Source organism: Acidaminococcus sp. AM33-14BH, assembly GCF_003603525.1.
GTDB classification, from domain to species: domain Bacteria; phylum Bacillota; class Negativicutes; order Acidaminococcales; family Acidaminococcaceae; genus Acidaminococcus; species Acidaminococcus intestini.
In genome coordinates this window covers 1-22,054 of record NZ_QTNG01000004.1, presented here as the reverse complement: position 1 = coordinate 22,054, position 22,054 = coordinate 1, and the positions used below count along the sequence as shown (strand labels likewise).

General features: G+C 50.1%; 21 protein-coding genes, 2 tRNA genes, 1 other RNA gene and 1 other annotated feature. Of the genes, 10 read left to right on the top strand and 14 right to left on the bottom strand.

Going from position 1 to position 22,054, the window contains the following annotated elements; genetic code table 11:
* Nucleotides 1-232 precede the first annotated feature (232 nt).
* The 8 genes from DW817_RS03925 to dnaX form a co-directional block, all read right to left on the bottom strand.
* Nucleotides 233-1,582 carry an MATE family efflux transporter gene (locus DW817_RS03925; RefSeq protein WP_243634063.1) on the bottom strand — a complete coding sequence of 450 codons (1,350 nt, stop codon included), beginning with the start codon at nt 1,580-1,582 and terminating at the stop codon, nt 233-235.
* Between the two features lie 102 nt (nt 1,583-1,684).
* Entirely contained in the window at nt 1,685-3,721 is a 2,037-nt protein-coding gene (locus DW817_RS03920) for an LTA synthase family protein (RefSeq protein ID WP_009015851.1), read from the bottom strand.
* Nucleotides 3,722-3,730: 9 nt separating this feature from the next.
* Entirely contained in the window at nt 3,731-4,678 is a 948-nt protein-coding gene (locus tag DW817_RS03915) for a diacylglycerol kinase family protein (protein WP_014128820.1), read from the bottom strand.
* 45 nt (nt 4,679-4,723) lie between these two features.
* Nucleotides 4,724-5,122: a GtrA family protein gene (locus DW817_RS03910; RefSeq protein ID WP_009015853.1), complete on the bottom strand. Its 399-nt coding sequence runs from the start codon at nt 5,120-5,122 to the stop codon at nt 4,724-4,726.
* Between the two features lie 3 nt (nt 5,123-5,125).
* Nucleotides 5,126-5,371, bottom strand: coding sequence for a pro-sigmaK processing inhibitor BofA family protein (locus tag DW817_RS03905; protein WP_009015854.1), 246 nt, complete (start codon nt 5,369-5,371; stop codon nt 5,126-5,128).
* A gap of 37 nt (nt 5,372-5,408) precedes the next feature.
* Complete coding sequence (gene recR, locus DW817_RS03900) at nt 5,409-6,005, bottom strand: recombination mediator RecR (protein ID WP_021736552.1); 597 nt, start codon at nt 6,003-6,005, stop codon at nt 5,409-5,411.
* A gap of 7 nt (nt 6,006-6,012) precedes the next feature.
* On the bottom strand, nt 6,013-6,345 hold the full coding sequence (locus DW817_RS03895; RefSeq protein WP_009015856.1) for a YbaB/EbfC family nucleoid-associated protein: 333 nt from the start codon (nt 6,343-6,345) through the stop codon (nt 6,013-6,015).
* A 12-nt stretch (nt 6,346-6,357) separates the two neighbouring features.
* A complete protein-coding gene (gene dnaX / locus DW817_RS03890; RefSeq protein WP_120111158.1) occupies nt 6,358-8,244 on the bottom strand; it encodes a DNA polymerase III subunit gamma/tau in 1,887 nt (628 codons plus the stop codon).
* A 164-nt stretch (nt 8,245-8,408) separates the two neighbouring features.
* Between dnaX and DW817_RS03885 the strand changes: the two genes are divergently transcribed.
* Together DW817_RS03885 and ffs are read left to right on the top strand one after the other, a co-directional pair.
* A tRNA-Ser gene (locus DW817_RS03885) sits at nt 8,409-8,499 on the top strand.
* A gap of 67 nt (nt 8,500-8,566) precedes the next feature.
* Nucleotides 8,567-8,666: signal recognition particle sRNA small type (gene ffs / locus DW817_RS03880), an RNA gene on the top strand.
* Nucleotides 8,667-9,061: 395 nt separating this feature from the next.
* On the opposite strand, the gene DW817_RS03875 is transcribed toward ffs, so the two are convergent.
* Complete coding sequence (locus tag DW817_RS03875) at nt 9,062-10,462, bottom strand: FAD-binding oxidoreductase (RefSeq protein WP_009015858.1); 1,401 nt, start codon at nt 10,460-10,462, stop codon at nt 9,062-9,064.
* Nucleotides 10,463-10,560: 98 nt separating this feature from the next.
* Nucleotides 10,561-11,706 carry an alanine racemase gene (gene alr / locus DW817_RS03870; RefSeq protein WP_021736543.1) on the bottom strand — a complete coding sequence of 382 codons (1,146 nt, stop codon included), beginning with the start codon at nt 11,704-11,706 and terminating at the stop codon, nt 10,561-10,563.
* Between the two features lie 251 nt (nt 11,707-11,957).
* Nucleotides 11,958-12,198: a binding site (T-box leader), on the top strand.
* Nucleotides 12,199-12,239: 41 nt separating this feature from the next.
* On the opposite strand from alr, the gene metA reads away from it, so the two are divergent.
* The 3 genes from metA (at nt 12,240) to DW817_RS03855 (ending at nt 13,746) form a co-directional block, all read left to right on the top strand.
* Entirely contained in the window at nt 12,240-13,163 is a 924-nt protein-coding gene (gene metA, locus DW817_RS03865; RefSeq protein ID WP_009015860.1) for a homoserine O-succinyltransferase, read from the top strand.
* Between the two features lie 10 nt (nt 13,164-13,173).
* Nucleotides 13,174-13,635, top strand: coding sequence for a tRNA adenosine(34) deaminase TadA (gene tadA / locus DW817_RS03860; RefSeq protein WP_009015861.1), 462 nt, complete (start codon nt 13,174-13,176; stop codon nt 13,633-13,635).
* A 23-nt stretch (nt 13,636-13,658) separates the two neighbouring features.
* Nucleotides 13,659-13,746, top strand: a tRNA-Ser gene (locus DW817_RS03855).
* A 119-nt stretch (nt 13,747-13,865) separates the two neighbouring features.
* Here the strand turns inward: DW817_RS03855 and DW817_RS03850 are convergent.
* Nucleotides 13,866-14,750 carry a LysR family transcriptional regulator gene (locus DW817_RS03850; protein WP_009015862.1) on the bottom strand — a complete coding sequence of 295 codons (885 nt, stop codon included), beginning with the start codon at nt 14,748-14,750 and terminating at the stop codon, nt 13,866-13,868.
* A gap of 156 nt (nt 14,751-14,906) precedes the next feature.
* Here DW817_RS03850 and DW817_RS03845 point away from each other — a divergent pair, with 156 nt between their 5' ends.
* Both DW817_RS03845 and DW817_RS03840 read left to right on the top strand, forming a co-directional pair.
* The gene (locus DW817_RS03845) at nt 14,907-15,521 is read left to right on the top strand and encodes a chromate transporter (protein ID WP_165851869.1); all 615 of its coding nucleotides are present in this window, start codon (nt 14,907-14,909) and stop codon (nt 15,519-15,521) included.
* Entirely contained in the window at nt 15,509-16,084 is a 576-nt protein-coding gene (locus tag DW817_RS03840; protein WP_120111150.1) for a chromate transporter, read from the top strand. The genes DW817_RS03845 and DW817_RS03840 overlap by 13 nt, the downstream gene beginning before the upstream one ends.
* A gap of 155 nt (nt 16,085-16,239) precedes the next feature.
* Here the strand turns inward: DW817_RS03840 and DW817_RS03835 are convergent, their stop codons facing one another.
* Entirely contained in the window at nt 16,240-16,995 is a 756-nt protein-coding gene (locus DW817_RS03835; RefSeq protein ID WP_120111147.1) for an ATP-binding protein, read from the bottom strand.
* 117 nt (nt 16,996-17,112) lie between these two features.
* Here DW817_RS03835 and DW817_RS03830 point away from each other — a divergent pair, with 117 nt between their 5' ends.
* Complete coding sequence (locus tag DW817_RS03830; protein ID WP_009015866.1) at nt 17,113-17,778, top strand: Crp/Fnr family transcriptional regulator; 666 nt, start codon at nt 17,113-17,115, stop codon at nt 17,776-17,778.
* A gap of 42 nt (nt 17,779-17,820) precedes the next feature.
* Here the strand turns inward: DW817_RS03830 and DW817_RS03825 are convergent, their stop codons facing one another.
* Together DW817_RS03825 and DW817_RS03820 are read right to left on the bottom strand one after the other, a co-directional pair.
* A complete protein-coding gene (locus DW817_RS03825) occupies nt 17,821-18,915 on the bottom strand; it encodes a metallophosphoesterase (protein WP_165851868.1) in 1,095 nt (364 codons plus the stop codon).
* A 35-nt stretch (nt 18,916-18,950) separates the two neighbouring features.
* On the bottom strand, nt 18,951-19,343 hold the full coding sequence (locus tag DW817_RS03820; protein ID WP_016459414.1) for a CrcB family protein: 393 nt from the start codon (nt 19,341-19,343) through the stop codon (nt 18,951-18,953).
* Nucleotides 19,344-19,669: 326 nt separating this feature from the next.
* Between DW817_RS03820 and rlmD the strand changes: the two genes are divergently transcribed.
* Both rlmD and DW817_RS03810 read left to right on the top strand, forming a co-directional pair.
* The gene (rlmD, locus tag DW817_RS03815) at nt 19,670-21,052 is read left to right on the top strand and encodes a 23S rRNA (uracil(1939)-C(5))-methyltransferase RlmD (RefSeq protein ID WP_243634062.1); all 1,383 of its coding nucleotides are present in this window, start codon (nt 19,670-19,672) and stop codon (nt 21,050-21,052) included.
* Between the two features lie 140 nt (nt 21,053-21,192).
* A complete protein-coding gene (locus DW817_RS03810) occupies nt 21,193-21,603 on the top strand; it encodes a TIGR04076 family protein (RefSeq protein ID WP_009014510.1) in 411 nt (136 codons plus the stop codon).
* Nucleotides 21,604-22,054: the final 451 nt, after the last annotated feature.

The window sequence follows — 22,054 nt, the reverse complement described above, 5'->3', positions numbered from 1 at the left end:
TATCTATACGCCTTTTCATTATGCGTCGCCATCGCTATTATTGAGTTCAATCATAAGAGCGTGATGAGAGAAACTCAGGCTGAAAGGAAAAGTAGGAAAAGGGCTCACCCCCTATTTAGAGCTGAACTTTCCCACTCCTTAGGAACGCGGCACAGCTTTCTATCAATGATCTGTTATCCCCCAACGAGCGAAGCAGGCTGCAAGCCTCTTTTTTCATAACCCAGACCGCTCTTTACGCATGATATTTCTTTTCAATATAGCGCAGGCGGAGCGTTAAAAACAGGGCCGAAAAGAAGATTCCTGATATCAAGCCCATCCAGTAGCCATCGGCTTCTTTATGGAATCCATAGTCCATCACGAGCCCAATGGGAAGGGCAAGGACCCAATAAGCGGCAAGGGACGAATAGAAAGTTGCTTTGACATCCTTATAACCGCGTAAAATGCCTTGAATAGGCGCCGCCGTACTATCACAGAGCTGGAACGCAATAGCAAAACCAAGAAAATGCTCAATAGGCGCCACAAGGCTCGGATCCTGAGTGTAGAGCCTAGCTATAAGTGTCCGCCCGACAAGCAGGAAAACAGCAAAGGAAAGCCCGACCATGACATTGCCGACGCGTCCTGTCCTGCCATACAGCCGAGCCGCAGCATAATCCTTGGCTCCAACAAAGGCCCCAATAATGATAGTAAGGGAGAGGGAAAAACTAAGAGGCACCATATAGAGCAGATTCGTAAAGCTCATGGCGGCTTGGTTTGCCGCAACCGTCACAGTCCCAAACCTTGATACAAAAAGACATTCCACGCCAAAGATGCTCGTTTCAAGGAAGATTGCAACACCCATGGGAATCCCCACGCGCAGATGCTCCCGCAGGTGACTGAAGGAAAAGCCTGTGCGATCAAAGACGCGGAAACTACGAAAGACGCCCAGATGCGTAACCAAAAAAGAAAAGGACAGAAAGAGCAGCCAGCAGGTAATGGCCGTTCCCACACCCGCTCCAGCGCCGCCCATACGGGGCAATCCCAGCTTTCCAAAGATAAAAAGGTAGTTCATGAAGCAGTTGACCGGCATGGTAAGAAGAAAAAGCCGCATGGTGAGCTGCGTATACCCCATGGTATCGACAAAAGAGCGCAGGATACTGGCTCCAAATAAGGGTACAATGCCCATGGCCACGTAGCTTAGATAGTTATGGCTTACAACCTCGACCGAGCTTTCAAGATTCATTAATGACAGGACCTTATCAAGCTGCAGAATACCCACGCTGATGATGCTCACGCTGAGGATCAAGGCAAGCATCAGCCCACTGAAGACCGCGCCGGAAATCTTTTCATAGGCTTTTGCACCGCGGTAGTTGGCAACAATCGGCGTCAAGGCCTGGAGGATGCCATTGAGTCCTGTGAAAATAGGCATCCAAATATTGGCTCCGATGGCAACCCCGGCGAGTTCGGCCGTGCCCGCGTGACCACTCATGATTGTATCGGCGAGGTTCATCCCCGTGATGGCAAGCTGGGTAATCAGGATTGGCACCATCACTTCCAGGATTTTTTTCATCCGTCTTCCAAAGGACGGGGTCACGTTTTCTTGCATCAGCATACACTCCTTACAAATAAACCAAGGGAGGAACCGGCGGCGGGTGGTCCCGCCACTTGGCTCCTCCCCAATTGATAACAGGCTGAGGAAGTATGTGCCTTAAAGGGAAGGCATATACTTAAGATGCCGCTCCACATAGTTGTACATCACATAATTTGCCAGGGCGTCCTTTTCCTCCCGATCCGGTGTTGGCTCGTCCAACGTGGAAACAAAGGATAAGTCGGCGGAATAGTAATAGGCTTTACCGCCAAAATAGCCCAAGGCATAGGGATGATCCGTAGGCTGCAGGAGATTTCTCCCCATGAATTCTTCCGGTACGGGGACGCCCATGAGCGCAAGGAGCGTCGGAGCCAGGTCTTCCTGGCTGCCATAATCCGTACTTTCGAGATTTTTCAACGGTTCCAGATTCTTACTCACAAAGATAAGAGGAATCGGCGCCACGCTCTTCTTGTCCTGCGGCTTTTGGACAAGGGTCTTATATTCCCCACCCGAATGGGGATTATGGTCGCTTGTAATCACAAAAAGGGTCCGATCATCCATGAGTCCTTCCTTTTCCGCTTCCTCAAAGAAATGCTTCACGGTCTGATCTACCCAATACATGCCGCACACGGTTACCGTGCCTTGGGTTCGCACGGACTCAGGCATGTTTTCGTAAGTAATCCCATAATAGGGATAAGGTTGGTGCATATCAAGGGTCTTCGTGACAACAAGGAATGACTGACCGCGGCTTTTCTTTAAAAAGCGCAGCATGTTGTCATACATGACATCGTTATGAAAACCCCAGCCACTTGCTCCAGAGTAGCCTTCTTTGGCAATATCTTCCTTAGCAAAATAGTGAGCCATACCAAACTGTTCTGGATACTCGCGGTACTCATTATTGTAGTAGCGGCTTGATGCACTGAAAAATGTCCCCGGAATCCCCGCTTTTTCAAGGGAACGAAACAGTGACGGCTGGTGGGTCCCCGGCAGGTCACCATCATAGATGAGCTGACTGCGGAATGTCGCATTAAGGCCCTGTGTCGTCGGAACTGCCGATGAGTAGTAGTGGTCAAGGTGCGGATACTTTTCGACAAGCAAGTCCAGATAAGGCGTCGTTTCCTTGGGGATCGCGGGATTATAGTAATGGAGATAATCCCGATGGACGGACTCAAAGATGATCATGACAATTCGGTCATAAGCAGGTTTATCTCGAACAATGACTGGTGTTTTAGGCAGGATGCCCAGACGTTTCAAGATGGTACGATCCTTATCGGTCAGTTCCCGTTTCTTATATTCACTGGGATCGTGAACAACCTTATCGGTCTTGAAAAAGGCTTTTTGGAAAAAGTTCACGTTCACAGGGTATGCCACAGCATCCCGTGTCGTTTTTCGGTTCTTTTCCAAATCCACTTCAAGATCAAGGCCCGGCACGAGGTCAAGGCCATGATAGACGCCTTCACGGCACAAAAGATAGGTCAGGTTAAGACCCAAGGCAAAAACAGCAACGCACAGGAGCGACCAAGGCAGGTTAGGCTTGCGTCGCTGGGGGCGATCGACACGGAAAAGGGCAGCAAGCACGATAAGAAGCAGGGCGCCAAGAACCAGCTTCCAAGAATCCGTCGTTGACAGGACGCCTATGGCCGCATAATAATTGAGGTTCTCAAAAAGAACACTCTCTACATGCATGCTCGTATTCCAGAAGTAGACTGCATCCCCCAACATAATGAAGGCTGTTACAAAATAAACAAGGAAATAAAATGCCTTCATTCCCCGATTGGGGTAATGGTGATAGACCATGGCCGTTACCAAAAGGACAACGATATTGTTAAAAAGACCGGCAAGAATTGAAAGGACCGTCATAAATCCCCAGTCAAGCTCAACATAGGTCACCATGAAGAGGGCGTCCAAAAGATACAGCACGCCAATGACCACGACGGGGAAATAGCGCCGGGCCCGATCCTTGATCCGGTGCTTCTTAAGATAAAGGAGTGAGCCCGTCCCAAGAAGCAGAAAATCCCGCAGAAAGTGATTCAAAGTTCGGTACCAGCATTCAGCCAGAGGAAAAGGCGAAATGGCTTTCAGATCATTCCAGCATAAAAAGTATTCCAGACCCAAAATAAGAAGGGCCGGAAGAATGAGCGCAAGCTTCTTTTTCACAATGCCTCCCTAGGAAATAAAATTAAGCGGAGTCGGTAGGAGGGAAATGGAAAGGGGCGACGTTGCTACGCTATCCCCATCCAATTCGGCCGCAAAGTTCTTCACGTTGCAGCGAATCTGGACCTCCTGGGCCTTACAGATTTCGACCGATTTATCCAAGGAGAGCATATCGGCCGCAATGAGCGCTGTGTAGCGCAGGAAGTCGACACAACGGTCCTTTTTAAATAAGATGACATATAGTGCAGGATTGGATAAGGAGCCCCCGTTAACAAGAGAGAAACGGCCTGCATAGTAACGGCTCTTTGTGACGATAACGGAACTGGCCGCCCGCCATACGCCATCACCGTCAATCATAACCTCAAACTTATACTTCCACGGATGCAGCAGCATTTCATTCCCCGCCACAAGGCCGCTCTGGCGCACATAGGCAAGGGTTGAAAGAAGCTTTTTTTCTTTGGGCGTGACCATATCGACGACGAGGGAATCAACGCCGATGCCGGCCACAGTCAGAAAAATCCGGTCATTGGCCTTTCCTAGCCAGACTGGAGCCGTAATGCCCTTTTCAACGCGCATGAGCCAACTTGTGGCATCGGTTTTCTGGGCCAGTTCCTTGGCAACAAGGTTCACCGTACCAGCAGGGTAGATACTCACATAGGGCATATAGTCCCGTTCAACGAGTACTTCTGAAATGGCGCGCAGTGTACCATCGCCGCCAGCAATGATGATCCAATCGACTTGTTCATCGCAGGCCTTACGTGCCACGATTTGAGCATCGTTGAAGGTGTTGATGCGGTAATAGGAAAAGGCAGCCGGTCCATACATCGCGATAAACTCGTCGGCAAGGCGCTCCACACTGCGGTGCATGGCAGCAAAGAAAGTCTGCTTACCCGCATTGTGGTTATGGACGAGATATACTTTTTTGAATGACTTGATATCAACTTTTTTTCGAAACATCATGAACCCACCCTTTTTAGTGAGACGGGAGCTGTGGGAGCCGCCGTCTTATGAATAGATCCATTTTTTTCTGGATAGATAGTTCCAAATGGTCACAAGTGCCGATGCAAGGATCTTACTCGGCATGACGCTGCCGCCTAGGGCACCGACGAAAAGGCGCATCAAAAGAAGGTTCAGCAAAAGACCCAGGGTCGATACAATAAGGACCAGGGAAAACTCCTTTTTTCTGCTGTAGCGGACGCCACTGTCAAAAACAAAGCAATTGGTCGCAATATAGTGGCAGACCGTGGAACAAAGATAAGCAAGGCCTGTTGACAAAAGATAATTGAGACCGAGGCGCACGGCAAATAAATACACCAAGGCCCATTCAAAAAGGGCCGCCGTCCCGCCAATCACAAGATAGCACAGGATTCGTACCCTTTCATTTTCTGATTTACTAAATGCCATCGCTTAGTGCCCCATGAGCTGATAAAGCAGCAGGAGAATGACGCCGGGAATTCCAAAGAATCCCGCCACCAAAGCAGAAACAGCACCAATTTCAAGATGCAGACCGACAATTCCCCCTACCAGATTGAACAGCCAAAGAAGGATCATGCCAACAACCCCGTTCCACAAAAGCTTGAGGGAAAGGGAAAAGATATTGACGACTATCAGAAGAATGACAAGGGCCGCAAGGCCAAACACCCAAACTTCCATAACTACGTACCGCCTTTCTTCACATCCTAAGGGACAATCAAAGTTCCCGACGGTTTTCCAGGGCCTTGTAAAGCGTCAATTCATCGGCATATTCAAGGTCCCCACCCATGGGGAGGCCGTGGGCAATGCGGCTGACCTTGATGCCCAAGGGACGGATGAGACTCGCCAGATAGGCTGCTGTTGCCTCCCCCTCCACATCGGAATTGGTTGCAAGGATCACTTCGTGTACCGAACCGTCCTGCAAACGGCGCATGAGTTCGCGGATCTTCAGCTGGTCAGGGCCCACGCCATCAAGGGGGGACAGAACGCCATGAAGGACGTGGTACACCCCTTCAAAACCCTTTGTCCGTTCCATAGCCGCTACATCCTGCGGTTCTTCAACGACACAGATGAGCCCATGGTCCCGCTTTTCATCCTCACAAATTTCGCACCGTGTGCCTTCACAAAGATTGAAACAGGACGCACAGAGATGGACCTGATCCTTGACAGCAACCAGCGCCGCTGCCAGAGCTTCCACATCGCTTCGTTTCATATCAAGGACGTGGTAGGAAAGACGCAGCGCCGATTTGGAGCCAATCCCCGGCAATTTGCGCAGCTGCTCATGAAGCCGGGCCAGAGGTTTGATCATGCGCATAGTGTTCTCAGTACATCCCCGGCAGCTTCATGCCGCCCGTTACTTTGCCCATTTCCTTTTCTGTCATTTCATCAACCTTCTTCATTGCTTCGTTGACAGCTGTTACGATGAGATCTTGGAGCATTTCTACATCATCTGGATCGACAGCTTCAGGCGAAATGGCAAGGCTTACGACATTCTTGCTGCCATTTACAACAACCTTGACTGCCTCCCCGCCTGCCGTGGCTTCCACGGTGCGTTCCTTGAGTTCATCCTGGAGTTTCAGCATCTCACTTTGCATCTTCTGGACTTTTTTCAGCATGCCCTGCATACCATTCATTCCCATTCCGCCTTTAAACATTGTTCATTCCTCCTATTGATTCGAATCATCTTTTACAAGGCTTCCGCCAAAGACCATCATGGCCCGTTTGACGGTTTCAGGAAGTTCGTCGTCTTCTTTGGGAAGGGGCGCTTCCTTGGGCGGCGCAGGCGGCGCCGCCTTATGCTGGGGGCGGGAAGCCACGCGAGGCGCAGTTTTCCTTGCCGCTTCCATTTGTTTTTCGCTGGCCTGTTCGACCGCAAATTCGAAATTCTGCCCTGTCCCCGCCTTTAAGATGGCAAGGACCTCGTCCCTTAGATCATTGCGTTCAAGGCGGTCCTTGGCCAATTGCGTTGCCGTCCCCACCGTGAGCCTTTTGCCATCAAAGTCAAGGGGAGTTGCCTCCCGCGCATAGGCAAAAAAGCCCATCTTATGACGCTGTTTGAGACCCTGCAGAACGCCATTCCAGAGTCGCTGGGCCCCTGCTAGATCAGAAGGCTGACGGGGAGCGTCCGTTTTTTCTTCAAAGGGCGGAGTAAAAGAGGCACCCTCGGCTTCCATTTTCTGGCCCGCTCGCTGCGGTACAGCGGATGCCTGCTTTTCAAAAGAAGCTTCTTGCCGTTTTTCCAAAGGAATGGCAGCAGGCCCTTCTGCAGAGGGAAAAGAAGCTTCTTTCTGAGTTACAGAAGGCATGTCCGGTGCCGTTGCCATCGGGGAAGCATAAGCCGCTTCCTGCGTCTTGCTCCTTTTTTCCCTTGGCGGCTCAAATGCGGGTGATACGGCTGGAGCACCGCCTGCCATGAGGTGGGTGACTTTCCCTTCAAGTGTCTCAATGCGGGACAGAAGTGCCGCAGGACTCTCCCCTTCGCCGCGGCAGAGATCATAAAGACAAATCTCTGCGACAATCTTTGACCGCAGGGAACGCTTCACATCAAGGGAGGCCTCATGGATACGCGCTGTTGCAGCAAGAATGCGGCTGCGCGTAAAAAGCGGTTCCACAGTTTTGAGATTTTCCGCTGTATCGGTCAAGTAAATCTCCTGATACGCCGGATCAGCCTGATAAAGGAGCAGGGCTCGCATATATTCGAGGAGCTCTGTCAGGACCTGGGTGACATCTTTTCCATCGTCCATGAGCTGATTGAGGAGATCCAAGGCAGCAGGCAGATCGCGGCGGCCAATTTTCTCTACCAAGGCCCGCATCGTATCGCGCCCGGCAATACCAAGGACCTGCCGCACCGTTTCAGCTGTCACGGGATTAGCCATGATACTGCATTGATCCAGAAGACCAACGGCATCGCGCATGCCCCCATCGGCCTGAATGGCCATAAGACGCAGGGCATCCGGTTCCGCATTGATATTGCTGCCTTCTGCTACTTTTTGCAGGTGGGCAGCAATATCGTCGACCGTAACGCGGCGAAAATCAAAACGCTGACACCGGGAATGGATGGTCGTCGGGATCTTCTGCGGCTCCGTTGTCGCAAGGATAAAGACGACATGCTCTGGAGGCTCTTCAAGGGTCTTTAACAGGGCATTGAATGCGTCTGCCGTGATCATATGCACTTCGTCGATAATATAGACCTTGTAACGGCTGGAAACAGGTGCAAAATGGACCTGTTCCCGAAGCTTCCGGATCTCATCAATTCCGCGGTTGCTGGCCGCGTCGATTTCAATGACATCGGCACTGGTACCTTCCGTAATTTCCCGACAATGATCGCAAGTATTGCAAGGATGGGGCGTTGGCCCCTTCTCACAGTTCAGGGCCTTAGCAAGGATCCGCGCCGTACTCGTCTTACCCGTACCGCGAGGGCCTGTAAACAGGTAAGCATGGGAAATGCGCCCCGACTCAAGTGCGTTCGTGAGCGCTTTCCTGATGTGTTCCTGCCCCACGAGGCCATCAAAATCCTGGGGTCTCCAAGTACGATATAATGCGACGTAAGACATGGAATCCATCCTTTCTCTCTGTTGTACCATGGTATTATACCTTGTTTCCATAAAAAAATTCAACTTATTTCTTGACAACGGCATGAATATCCTTTATACTAAAACACGCAGTCATTTTTAAAGACTGCATACAATCGAAAAGCTTTGCCTAAGCATTTCAACCTGGAGAGTTGTCCGAGTGGTTGAAGGAGCACGCCTGGAAAGCGTGTATACGGGATAACCGTATCGAGGGTTCGAATCCCTCACTCTCCGCCATTTAAGAATCCGCCGCAGCATGCGGCTTTTCTTTTAAGTACGCTTTTATTTTTTGGATGGACCATAGGGATAGGTCCTGCGCAATGAAGTCCTGTGAACCTTGTCAGGTCCGGAAGGAAGCAGCAATAAGCAGACCGCTTCGTGTGCCGCAGGAGTGCCTGTTCCTGTGGCCCATCGAGAAAATAAGGACGGGAAAGTCCCGCTGGGAAACGAAAAGTCTCCCAGCGGGACTTTTTTGCCGTGGAGGAAAAATGGCGGTCAGGCAATCCATTCAGGAAGAGTCCAGAATGCTGTCTCGAGACGCCGGCTCTGGCTGCCAAGCAAAAGACGTAAAGGTGCCTGCAATGCTGTGATGCCATGGTGCGAAAAGACCGCAGGGGAAAAGACCTTAAGGCCTTCGTGTTGTAACCCACAATTTTTAAACTCACAACTGAACTATCCTGTCCCCAAACGTGAGACGGTCCATCGTACGCTACAACGTGAGCCCCTTGCCTCAGGTCGACCTTTTCTAAAGCAAGTGGCTCAGGTCCTGCATCAAATCAGCCCGATTTTTGAGCCGGCCTCAATATCTTGCAATGACCTTCCCCGGATTGAGTACATCCAAAGGATCCAAGGCCTTCTTGATGGCTGTCATCATGAACATCTGCCCAGGGTCCGTCAAACGCTCGAGCTGTCCTACTTTCTTTGCCCCAATTCCATGTTCACCGGAAAGAAGGCCGTCATGGGCATAGACATAGGCATAGGCCTTTTCATGGAAGGATGAAAGGGTTTCCTCCCAAGCTTCATCGCTGAGCTCCCCTTTAAGTATATTAAAGTGCAGGTTCCCATCTCCCGCATGAGCTAAGGTAAAGACGCGGAAAGGATAGGTTGCGGCAAGTTCCGACAGATCCATGATGGCATCTGAAATCTTATCCAACGGAAAGACAAAATCGTCACTGGTACTGACGCGGCTTAGGATTCTCGTCGCTTCAAGACAATTTTTGCGGATTGTCCACACCCGGTCATCAGCAAGGGACACTTCCACGGCACCATGCGCCTGAGCCAGCTCATCGACCTTTATGAGCTTTTTATCCATCTCATCTTCATCAAAGGTTTCGAGGGTCAAAATAACGTAGCAGCCGTCGTCATAATGACTGAGTCGAATCTTTGAATAGTCGCTGGAAGCCTGCACAAAACCATGATCCATGAATTCAACACTCGTCGGGTCAAGCCCAGCTTTTAAAAGAATGGGAACAAGGCTCGTGGCCTTCCGTGGATCTGTGAAGACAAGAAGGACGTCCGACCGGTAGGGGGCAATGGGCAGCAGTTTCAGCGTTGCTTTTGTAATGACGCCAAGGGTCCCTTCGCTCCCAAGAACGAGCTGATCAAGACAGAAACCAGTTGTATTTTTCTTCGTTCGGGCCCCCAGGTGTGCAATCTCGCCCGTGGGCAGGACCACTTCGATGGCATGGACCTGACTGCGCGTCGTGCCGTAGCGAACGGCCTTATCGCCACCGGCGTTTGTCGCAAGGTTGCCGCCAATGAGGCAGCTGTCGGCGCTGCACGGATCACCGGCATAAAAGAGACCTTCCTTCTTGGCCGCTTCCTGCACATCGAGGGTCCTAGCCCCAGCTTCGACAACCATATACATACCATCCGGGTTTACTTCCAAGATGCGGTTCATGCGCTCCATGAGCATGACAATGCCACCGCAGACAGCAATGGCTCCGTCGGAGACGCTGGTCCCGCCGGAGCGGGGTGTTACGGAAAAATGGCGCTTGTTGGCAAGTTTCATGATGGCCGCCACTTCTTCCGTACTTCCTGGCGCTGCAACAGCTTCCGGCACATGGAAGAACCGGGAATCTGTCTCTTGATCCGTTTGATACGTTTCGAGGGTCTCCGGCGTCGTGAGGACATATTTTTCGCCTACAATGGCTTTTAGTTCTTCAATTGTACTTTCTGTTAATTTTTCATAGTGCTCCATACTGCTTTCCTACCTTCCTGATGCAAAAAAGGGCCCGCCTTTCTGCAGAAAAAGAAGCGGAACCCGTGTGTGAACCTAGTGGGCTTACGCCCTTTTTCCTAAAAACGATTGTTTTCGTAATGCTTGATGGTATACGTGTAGGTGTACTTTCTGGGAACACGCGTTGACAAAAGACACATGAGCTCATAGGGTATGGTTCCCACCCACTTAGCCAATTGGTCAAGGGAAACACCACCCGGCCCAAAGATAACCGCTTCATCCCCCTTATGGACACCCGGCACATTCGTCACGTCAACCATAAACTGGTCCATACAGATGCGACCCACAACAGGAGCCTTATAACCACGGATCGTAATATAGCCACGGTTTGACAGGGCGCGGGAATAGCCATCAGCATAGCCCAAGGGAATCGTAGCTACCTTCATGGGTGCTTTCGTCTCGTAGGTACAGCCATAACCGATCTTCTCACCGGCTGGAACATCCTTCACAAAGACGACTTCTGCCTTGAGGCTGAGGGCCGGTTTTAGGTCAAGACAGCGTTCTACGTCGTCCGATGGCCACAGTCCATAAAGGGTGATGCCCTGACGGACCATGTCACATTCTGTATGCTTCATCTCCGTGATACCAGCGCTGTTATCGATGTGGACCAAGGGAATCTGGATGCCTCGGTCCTTGACAGCGCGGTCAGCTTCCATGAATTTTCGATATTGGCTTTCAGCAAAACTTTTATCCATTTCATCGGCGCTGGCAAAATGGGAAAACATCCCTTCAAGCTCCACATGGGGCAGCTTGCTGATGGCCTCAGCAAGATCGGCCGCTTCTTCAGGACGGCAGCCGATCCGGTTCATCCCCGTATCGACAGCCAGGTGGACCTTGGCCACCTTGTTTTCCTGCAGGGCTGCTGCCGAAAGCTCCTGGGCCACGGCAAGATCATAGACCGTTTGGGTGATGTTATAGTCCACAAGGGCCTTTTCATGTTCTTCCGTCATGGTCCCCAAAATGAGGATAGGCGCCATGATACCAGCTTCGCGAAGCTCCAGGGCTTCCTGTGTCATGGACACCGCCAGATAATTGACGCCTGCCGCCAGGGCTGCCGTTGCAACGGGCACGGCTCCGTGGCCATAGGCATCAGCTTTGACAACCGCGCAGATTTTTGTCCCCGGTTTGAGGACTTTGCGCGTGACCTGTACGTTATGGGCAATGGCCGACAGATCGACTTCGGCCCAAACATTCCTCGCTCTCATAAAACGCCACCGTTTCCTTAAAATTTACGGGAATTGTTCCCCGGCCCTTTTTTAGAAAAGGGCTATACGCCTTTATCATACTCTTTCCCTTTTTGTTTGGCAACGAAAATTCCAAGGGGGCCTTGCTTCTTTCAGGTCTATTCAAGATGACTTTGTAACAGATTGTACAAGATATCCTTTTCCTACGGAATTTCTCCCCTTGCTCCTTGACGGACCTTTCCATGCATGCTAAAATTTTTCCAATTTCATAGTAAAATGCGATGAAAGGAAGAGTACTTTTTATTGTCTGGTTCCAGAGAACTCCCGCACCGGTGAAAGGGAGTGCAGATGAGAAAAGGAAGATGGTCCTGGAGCTGATTGGCTGAAATCACAGTAGGCCGTACGGGTGTGCCCGTTATTGCACTGGGGAATCCGGCTTTGGCCGCGTTTCCAAGAGACCTTGCCCAAGGGCAAGGTAAAGCTGGGTGGTACCACGATGCTTTCGTCCCTGCAGGGAGGAAAGCTTTTTTTATTGCAGGAAAGGAGTTTTTGTCATGCCCATTAAAATTGACGGCGGCCTGTCCGCTGTAAACCGTCTCCGTGAAGAAGGAATCGTCACCATTGGAAAAGACCGTGCCATGACGCAGGATATCCGGCCCTTGAAGATCCTGATTCTTAACCTCATGCCCCTTAAAAAGCCGACGGAACTGCAGCTCCTGCGCCTATTGGGCAACTCCCCTATCCAAATCGAGATTGATTTCTGCCGCCCTGTGTCCCGCGTCAGTACGCACACGGATAATTCCTATTTAGACCGAGTCTATCTTGAATGGAATGACATCAAGGACCGCTATTATGATGGCTTCATCATCACCGGCGCACCAGTCGAAAAGATTGACTTTGAAGATGTTGAATACTGGCCTGAACTTGTCCAGTACTTTGAGTGGGCCCGGAGCCATGTCTTTTCTGTTCTCCACTATTGTTGGGGCGCCCAAGCTGGGTTATACTATTACTACAATATACCAAAGATCATGCTCCCCAAAAAGCTCTACGGCATCTATCCCTATGGACTTACGACAAACTTCCATCCGCTCCTGCGCGGCTTTGATGACCGCTACTTCATTCCCCAATCGCGTTATACCCGTGTCGATGACAATAAGATCGACGCTGACCCGCGCCTTGAAGTGTTGAGCCGCAGCGCCGAAAACGGCATCAACATCTGCAGTACGAGCGACATGCGCCATATCTTTGTCATGGGCCATTTTGAATATGACCGAAATTCCCTGCAGGATGAATTCATCCGTGACAAAAACAAGGGCCTTGACCCGGAGCAGCCGAAATTTTACTATCCCGACAATGACAGCAGTGAGCAGCCCTGCTTCAAGTGGTGCAGCTATGCTCACCTGTTTTACACCAATTGGGTCAATATGGTCTATCAGGAAACGCCCTATGACCTGCTGCAGCTGACCCGGAAAGAATAGGAATCCTACCATGGAGCTTGCAACAGACGAAGAAAAGATGTATATGGAAGAAGCCCTGAAGGAAGCAGCCTTGGCCGCTCTTGAAGGGGAAATTCCCGTAGGGGCCATTCTCGTCCAGGATGGACGCGTCATTGCCCGGAACCATAACCGACGGGAAAGAGCGCATGATGCCACGGCCCATGCAGAAATCCTTGTCATCCGGGAAGCCTGTGAAAAGCTCCGGCGCTGGCGCCTAGCTGACTCCACCCTTTATGTGACCATGGAACCCTGCCCCATGTGCGCCGGTGCCATCTATAATGCCCGGATCGGACGCGTTGTCTTTGGGGCGAGCGACAGCGTAGCCGGAGCCTGTGGGAGCCTCTTCCAGATTCCCCTCCACCCCAGTCTCCATGCAAATACCATCATCAAAGCCGGTATCGAAGCAGAGCGCTGTAAAAAAATTTTGCAGGAATTTTTTACACGGCGCCGTTAATATGATATAATAGCCTAGTCTGCGGATGGGTGTCCGAGTGGTCGAAGGTGCTTGACTCGAAATCAAGTATACCGCAAGGTATCGTGGGTTCGAATCCCACCCCATCCGCCATTATTATAAGTCACATCAACCCCCACCATGGGTCACACCATGGTGGGGGTTCTTATTGGGTAAAAAAGTCCAGAAGCCTGCCTCCTGCTGATTCAAAATACCGTCCATGCCAGTTGTCCCTATTCCTCCTGATTTTTGTCACGCTCTTTAAAAACAGTAAATAAGGCTTTTGCACTGGCTGAAATATAGGCATCCTTACGAAGTACAAGTTCAAGCGTGGAAACAAGGCCCTTTTCCGCAATCACCCGACGCGTCAGATGGGGATAGCCGCGAAGGGCCTCCAAGGGTGTCACGCTGATTCCCAGTCCATAATCAGCCATCATAAGGCAAGTACGAAGGTCGTCTGCAACACCAACAATTTGCGGCTGCCTTCCAGCGTGAGAAAAAAGATCACGGATCCTTGCTTCCCAGCGTTTATAAAGGATCAGAGGACACGCTGCAAGGTCTTTCATGATGAGCTTCCTATGCGAAGGAATCTCACTGAAAAACGCTCGTTTGCCGGAAGCCATCATCGGATCCTGGCGAAGGGGAAGACGCTCAACATGCTTAAAAGTTTCCGGAGTCCGAACAAAAGCAGCTTCCAGCTCATTTCGAGCCAGTTTTTCTTCCAGTTCAAGCGTGTTGCCTTCTACGATTCGCAGCCGGACAAGGGGATATTGCCTGTGAAAAGCATCAAGCCCTTCATAGACTTCCTTCACGTGGGCGGAAGAGATACAACCAAGATGCACGGTCCCAGTTCCGCCTCGGCCCATATCGCGGATTTCTTCCAAGGCTTGCCGTTCTATATCTGTCATTTCCAGTGCATACTGGTAGAACCGGCGTCCGGCCGGTGTCAGCGTGATCTGGCGCGCACCGCGTATAAACAACTCCGTTCCTACCTCTTCTTCCAGCAGCTTGATTTGGGTAGACAGGGGTGGCTGAGAAAGATTCAGTTTCCTGGCTGCTGCTGAAATCGTACCTTCTTCAACGACAGCGATGTAATAGCGCAGTTGATATATATTCATATCATATACCTCATTATAAAACAAATATTATTCATATAGTTAATTCTATGATACGCTATGGTGCAGAAAAAGAAAACCGCCAAAATCCCGTAAACGGTACCTAGATGCGCCTAAGGGGACGAAAGCAGCCTAAAGGAGGAAGCTAAAATGGATGGAATGAAAAAGTGTTGGAAGCTTTTCTGGGTATTTGCCCAAATCGGGATCACCACATTCGGCGGCGGTTATGCCATGCTGTCGATTCTGCAGCGGGAAGTGGTGGAAAAGCGCCACTGGGCAACGGAAGAGGAACTCATGGATGACTATGCCATTGGGCAGTGTACGCCCGGCGTCATCGCCATCAATACGGCTACCTTTATTGGCTACAAGCTGTACGGAATCACAGGCGGCATCATTGCTACACTGGGAGTTATCTTTCCTTCCCTTTTGATTATTACGTCCATTGCCGCCTTTCTTTTGAATTTTGCTGACCTTGCTATTGTAAAACATGCCTTTGACGGGATCCGCGCCTGCGTCACCGTCCTGATTTTTGATGCGGTCATCAAATTAGGGAAAAAAGCCCTCATTGACAAGACCAGCTGGCTGTTATTTTTCATCGTCCTTGTCTTATCTCTCTTGACAAGCATCCCAACTGTCATGCTGATTGTTCTTTCCGGCATAGCAGGCTGTCTCTTTTCCTCAAAGTCTGCCTCTATTAAGACAAGGAGCAAGGAACAAGATCCACAAGACCACGCTGAAAACTACGCAAAGGAGGACGAATCATGGAAACACTGATTCTTTACGGCCAACTATTTGGGCAATTTTTCAAAACCGGGTTATTTGCCGTTGGCGGCGGGCTCGCGACACTGCCTTTTCTTCAGGAGATGAGCCGTCTGACCCATTGGTTTACTACGACCGACATTGCCGATATGGTTGCCGTCTCTGAATCGACGCCGGGGCCCCTGGGCGTCAACATGGCGACCTATGTCGGCTTCAAAACGGCGGGATTTGCAGGCGGTGCCATCGCCACCTTAGGACTCATTGCCCCGTCCATCATCATCATCCTCATCATTGCACGGATGCTCCGTAGATTTCAATCCTCAGCCATCGTCAGCCAGATCTTTTCCGGCCTCCGCCCTGCGTCAGCGGCCCTCATCATGGCTGCAGGCCTGAGTGTCGCACAGATTGCCCTCTTCCAGGTAAATACCTGGAAAGTTACGGGAAACCTGGCCGACCTCTTTAAAGTTAAAATGATGATACTGACAGCCTTCATCTGGTTTTGCTATCGCAAGTGGCAGCTCCATCCCATCATCTACATTGCCTTTTCTGCTGCCGTCGGCATCCTTTTGGAACACTAAAAAATGGCCCCGAACCTAGCGGATTCGAGGCCATTTTGCACTTTTAGAAAGATCATCTGTTCGGAGCTAAATAAAGCCCTGCAACTAGCTTCCAGCTAGAGACGCGCCTTAAGGAAATGCCGAACTTTAAGAAGCGCCTCGTTTCAAAGGCCGCCTTACGTCCGATCAAGAATCCTGCCATCGGTCGAAATCGTTACAACGGACCAAGGGATCATCTTGCCGCTTTCCTGAAGGGCTTTGACGGCAGCATGTTCCAGACCGCCGCAGCAAGGAACTTCCATGCGGACCACGGTCACGCTCTTGATATCATTTGAAGCAAAAATCGCACCTAATTTTTCCGAATAGTCGACGGCATCAAGTTTCGGGCAGCCCACGATGGTAATATGACCTTTGATGAATTCTTCGTGGAAATTTGCATACGCATAAGCTGAACAGTCAGCCGCAATGAGGAGCTTTGCTCCGTCAAAGAACGGAGCCTGGATAGGAACGAGTTTGATCTGCACAGGCCACTGGCGCAGCTGGCTTACAGACGCGGCAGCCGGTGCAGCAGGCGCAGCTGCTTTTCCCGCCTGATCCATTATCTTCATACGGGACCCAGGGCAGCCGCCTTTGGGCGCCATCATGCGTACGCGGGAGCCAGGGCAGACCCCCTGGGGCGGAACCGGTTTTCCTTCAGCCCGCATCTTTGCTTCAACAGCTTCCCGGTCATAAGGCAGGGCTTCCCGTTCTTCAAAAGTAATGGCATCGGTCGGGCAGTGCGGCAGACAGTCGCCAAGGCCATCACAATAATCATCGCGCAAGAGCTTGGCTTTGCCATTGACCATGCCGATGGCACCTTCGTGGCAGGCTTTAGCGCAAAGGCCGCAGCCGTTGCATTTATTTTCGTCGATTTTGATGATTCTCCGTTTCATGAGTGTTTCCTCCCCTGTATGTAAAAGATTCATGGTTTCACTTGCTTTTTCGATGGTGTCATTATACGATAGGGGTACAATTAATTACGTTGTTTCAACAACAAAAGGGGAGAAACCATGGATTTTGCATTTTTAGCGAAAACACCCTTTTTCCGTACCTTACGTACGGAGGAAATCAAGTCGGCCCTCACCTGTTTGGGCGCAGTGACCCGCCATTTTGAAAAAGGCAGCTACATTCACCGTGCCGGTGACAAGGTCCACACAGTCAGTCTTATCCTCAAAGGCTGCGTCAACATCGCCTACGATGACATCTGGGGAAACCGGACCATCTTGGGACAGGCCCACAGCGGGGAAATATTTGCCGAAGCCTATGCCTGCATGGATGACGAGCCGCTCCTTATCAGCGTGGAAGTAGCAGAAGATACGGAAGTCCTTATGATGGATATGCACAAGATACTGACCATCTGTCCCTCAAACTGCAGTCATCATCATAAGCTTGTAGAAAACCTCCTGACCATCTTGGCCCGCAAAAACTTGGGCCTATCCCGGCGTATGGTCTATACGGCATCAAAATCGATCCGCGGCCGTGTCCTGTCCTATCTGTCCTTTCTCGCTGACAAACAAGGAAAAAAGCAGGTTTCCATCCCCTTTGACCGTCAGGAAATGGCGGATTACCTCGGCGTCGACCGTTCTGCTCTCTCAGCGGAACTGAGCCGCATGCAAAAAGACGGACTTATTGCCTACAAAAAGAACCATTTCACCCTTTTCACCGATGAACTTTGAAGTAAAAAGCCGTTACGAACACAGGATTCGTAACGGCCTTTTTTATTTTTTAATCGGTTCTACACTGACAACCACAATTTCCGGCGGTACGCCAAGACGCATGGGAATAACGGACAGGCCATGGCCTGTCGATACAGTCGCCAGCATATTCCCAAAGGCCTGAGTGCCATGGTCCAGCGCAAAAAGTCGCTGTGTAATGAGGTTTAAAGGAATGAATTGTCCTCCATGAGTATGGCCGGCAAAATAAAGGTCATACTCCTTTTGTGATGCTTCCAAAACATGGTATGGTTCATGTTCCGCAAAGATATGGAGGTCACTGCCTTGGGCTGCAGGCGCCTCATAGCCCTTTTTTCCAAAGCGCTCATCATCAAGGCCTGTGATCCAAACGGAACTGCTCACAGGAATGGACTCATTCACAATGAACCGAATGCCCATTCGTTCCAGATAAGTCCGTTCCTGCTCTCCCGTACCTGCCATGAGATCATGATTGCCCATGACGGAATATAGGCCCATAGGAGCGCGGAGGCTGCGCAAGGCATCCATACTGCCCTCGCGCATGACAAAGGAAAGACTGCGGTCCACAAGGTCACCGCCAAAAATCACAAGATCGGGGTCTTCCGCATTAATGCGGCTCACGAGCTTTTGCCCATACCGGCGGCCCCAAAGAGTTCCAAAATGCAGGTCCGAAGCAAAGACGATACGCATGGACCGCGTCAAAGGTTTATACGTGCGAAGGGTGATCCGCCGCACATGGGGATGAAGGGCCTGGTAAACACCAAGACCGGTCCCCAAAAAAGCGATGAAAAAAATTGTGATGGCCGCATTGGGTGCAAGGTTCGAAGACTGGGAAAACCGGCCAAGGAGCCAACAAACACCATAAAAGATAGATAAGAGCACAGAATAAAAGATAAAACCCATCCACACTCCGCCACTCCAACTAAAATAACGAATCAGCGTAACAGGAAGCGATTCCGTAAAAATATTACCAATGGCAAAAATCAAGGGCATGAGTAAAAAGGGCAGGAGCGTCCAAGCAGAGTGAAGCAGGGAAAATCCCGTTCGGTACATCCCCCAGGAAAAGGTCGATCCTACAAGACCCAAAGCCGTCACAATAAGAAAAAACATATTGATACTCACTTCCATCACCCCTTACAAAGGAGCCGCGGTCATCCTTAAAGCAGCATCTTGCCCAACCAAAAAGCGGCACCGGCAGCAAACATACCAAGCATGTTCTGCAGGAAAATATAAAGGAATCCCGTAATATGCTCCCCATGCAGGAAAAAATGCATTCCTTCTTTGATAAATGAAGAAAAGGCTGTAAAACCTCCAATGAATCCCCAATAAAAGAGGTTGATCCAACGAGGATGCGGCAGTTTAACGTATAATACAGCCACAAAAAAGCCAACCAAAATGCAGCCAAGCGTATTGACAGCAATCATGTGCCAGGGAAAATCCGTCCCCCCCACACCCTTGAGGCTTCCGGCAACAAGATAACGCCCCACGGAGCCCAAGGCGCCTCCAAGCGCCACATAAAGCAGCATGTGCAAATCTTCTGTAATTGTCATGATTCCCCCCTCAATTCAATAAAGCAACATTCCCAGTCCCGAGCAAACACCCGCTACAAGAATAATCATTTTTTTATTTTCTTACGCTATTTTTGTATACTTTTTACCGTTGAAAAAAGGCGCTTGCTAAAGAAGCGTCTCTCTATCCTGAATAGCTACTCTTATGGTAGATGATGAAGATATTATCTGTCAATCATTAATTTTGCAAGATGATTCATTTTTTCAAAATATCGTTTTTTTGAGGTAAATTTAGCTTTACAATTTTTGTACAAAGAGAAAACAGGGAAAAGTTGCCTTCCCTCTTCTTCCCCGCTATAATGATTGGTATGAAAAGAGATAAACGCACAACCACACCTAACGAACATATTGAAATCACCATAACGGGGCTGGGCAGTTCCGGCGAAGGGGTCGGTAAAGTGAAAGGATTTACCTATTTTATCCCCGGAGCCCTTCCTGGTGAACGAGTAACGGCCGCAGTCACAGCCAAAAAGAAAAACTACGGCCTGGGACGCTTGGAAAAGATCCTGGTCCCCAGTCCGGACCGAATCACACCGCCCTGCCCTGTCTATGAAGCCTGCGGCGGCTGCCAGATCCAGCATCTAGCCTATGAGGCGCAACTTGTTCAAAAGCGTCAGACCGTCATCGATGCCTTGGAACGCATTGGTCATTTTTCGGGCATCAACGTGAATCCCACTTTGGGAGCCGATGATCCGTGGCATTACCGCAACAAGATGCAGGTCCCTGTGGCAGAAGGGAAAAAGCACAGCCTGTCTATTGGCTGCTTTGCCCAGGGCACGCACCACGTCATCGACGTAAAACGCTGCCTCATCCAGCATGATGCAAATAACGAACTTACGGCCGTCGTCCGTGCCTGGATGGAACGCTACCATATCCCCGCTTTAAAAGAAGACGCCCGCACGGGCATCGTGCGCCATATCATGGGCCGCGTCGGCGTCCAGACCGGAGAGGTCATGGCTGTCCTTGTCACCAATACGGACCGTGTACCCCATCTCAAGGAACTGACCCATATGCTGAAAGAAGCCATCCCCGGCTTTGTTACCTTGGTACAGAACGTTAATACCCGCCACACAAACGTCATTATGGGTCCTCACAACAAGGTAATCTATGGGCCCGGTGTCATCCATGACCGCTTGGGCGACCTGACCTTTGTCATTTCCCCCCATTCCTTCTTCCAAGTCAATACGCTGCAGGCGCAGCGCCTTTATGAAACTGCCCTTTCCTATGCCGCCTTGGAAGGAAAGGAAAACGTTATCGACCTTTACTGCGGCACAGGGACGATTACCCTTTTTCTCGCCCAAAAGGCACGGCACGCCTTGGGAATCGAGATTGTCTCACCAGCGATTGCTGACGCCAGAAAAAATGCCCGGGACAATCACATCAAAAACAGTGAATTCATCTGTGCTGATGCGGCTAAAGAGCTGCCCCTTCTTGTGAGGGACGGAATCCGCCCCGACGTCGTTGTCCTTGATCCGCCAAGAGCCGGCTGTGAGCGGCCCGTTCTTGACGCCATCCTTGCCGTGCGTCCCAAACGCGTCGTCTACGTTTCCTGCGGACCGGCCTCTCTTGCCCGTGACGCCGCCATCCTTTGTGAAGGCGGCTATAAGATTCGTCAAGTCCAGCCCGTTGATATGTTCCCCCATACGAGCCATGTCGAGTCAGTGGTATTGATGTCAAGGAAAGAACAATAGATGCCAGAAAGTGGCTTAAATATGGGCTTTTAGAGATTCATGTTTTGGATAAGTTCCCTCTGGAATTTATCCAAAATTGCTTTATCAGGACTTATCTAGGATTTACTAAAAATGAATCGATATTTTTAAGGAGAATGATAGTGAAACATCAGTGCAAAATAACGGTTTTGGAAACTAAGGTATTTCCGGATTTGCAGGAAAAATATCTTGCTGATCCGAAGTCTGGACCATGTCCGTGTTTTAAAGTTGGAGATGAGTTTATTTTGGATAGGACATCCCAAAAAGATGACTTCTATCATCTGATGAATGGTCAGTTTTGCGGTGAAGCGTGGGATGCAGTTAGTCGCTATGTATATACTGCGCTGCAGGGAGGATCCATCATGCACGGCTGGACAAATGACGAACGCATGATGATTGCTTGCTGCAATGATGGAACTAGACCAGTTATCTTCAAGATTGAGCGTATAGATATTCCTGAAAACAGGGATGAAGAAGAATGGCTATCTAAGCAGAACTTCAAAAATACTGCAGATAATGCATATACGGGATAAATCAAAATTTCATTTTATAGAATCGTTACCAATAAAAAATTGTCCTTAAAATACTTCGTGGATATGTTTCCAACAACTAGGACTTTAGACAAAAAACGGTGGATATGTTCCCGACAACGTTCAACGACTAAAAAAAGCGATATGACGTTCTTGCTATCCTCTCATGCCATGTCGAGACAGTCGTTCTCATGACGCGGGCGCAGTAAGGAAGCCTCGCAAAGATGCTGTGATGCTATCTTGCGGAAAAGGCACCTATCTCAAACGAAAAACAGAGAGTCACCATCCAAATCCGTCTTGTGATTTGGATGGTGACCTCTTTATTTAATGAGTCCCATGTAGAAAAAAGCGTTTTCTACATGGCTCATTTCTTTGGCTTGTACGCTTGTTAAGAAAATTTGGGTTCTATAATAAATGTTGGGGTGAGGAAATATTCTTTCCTCACCCCATTTTT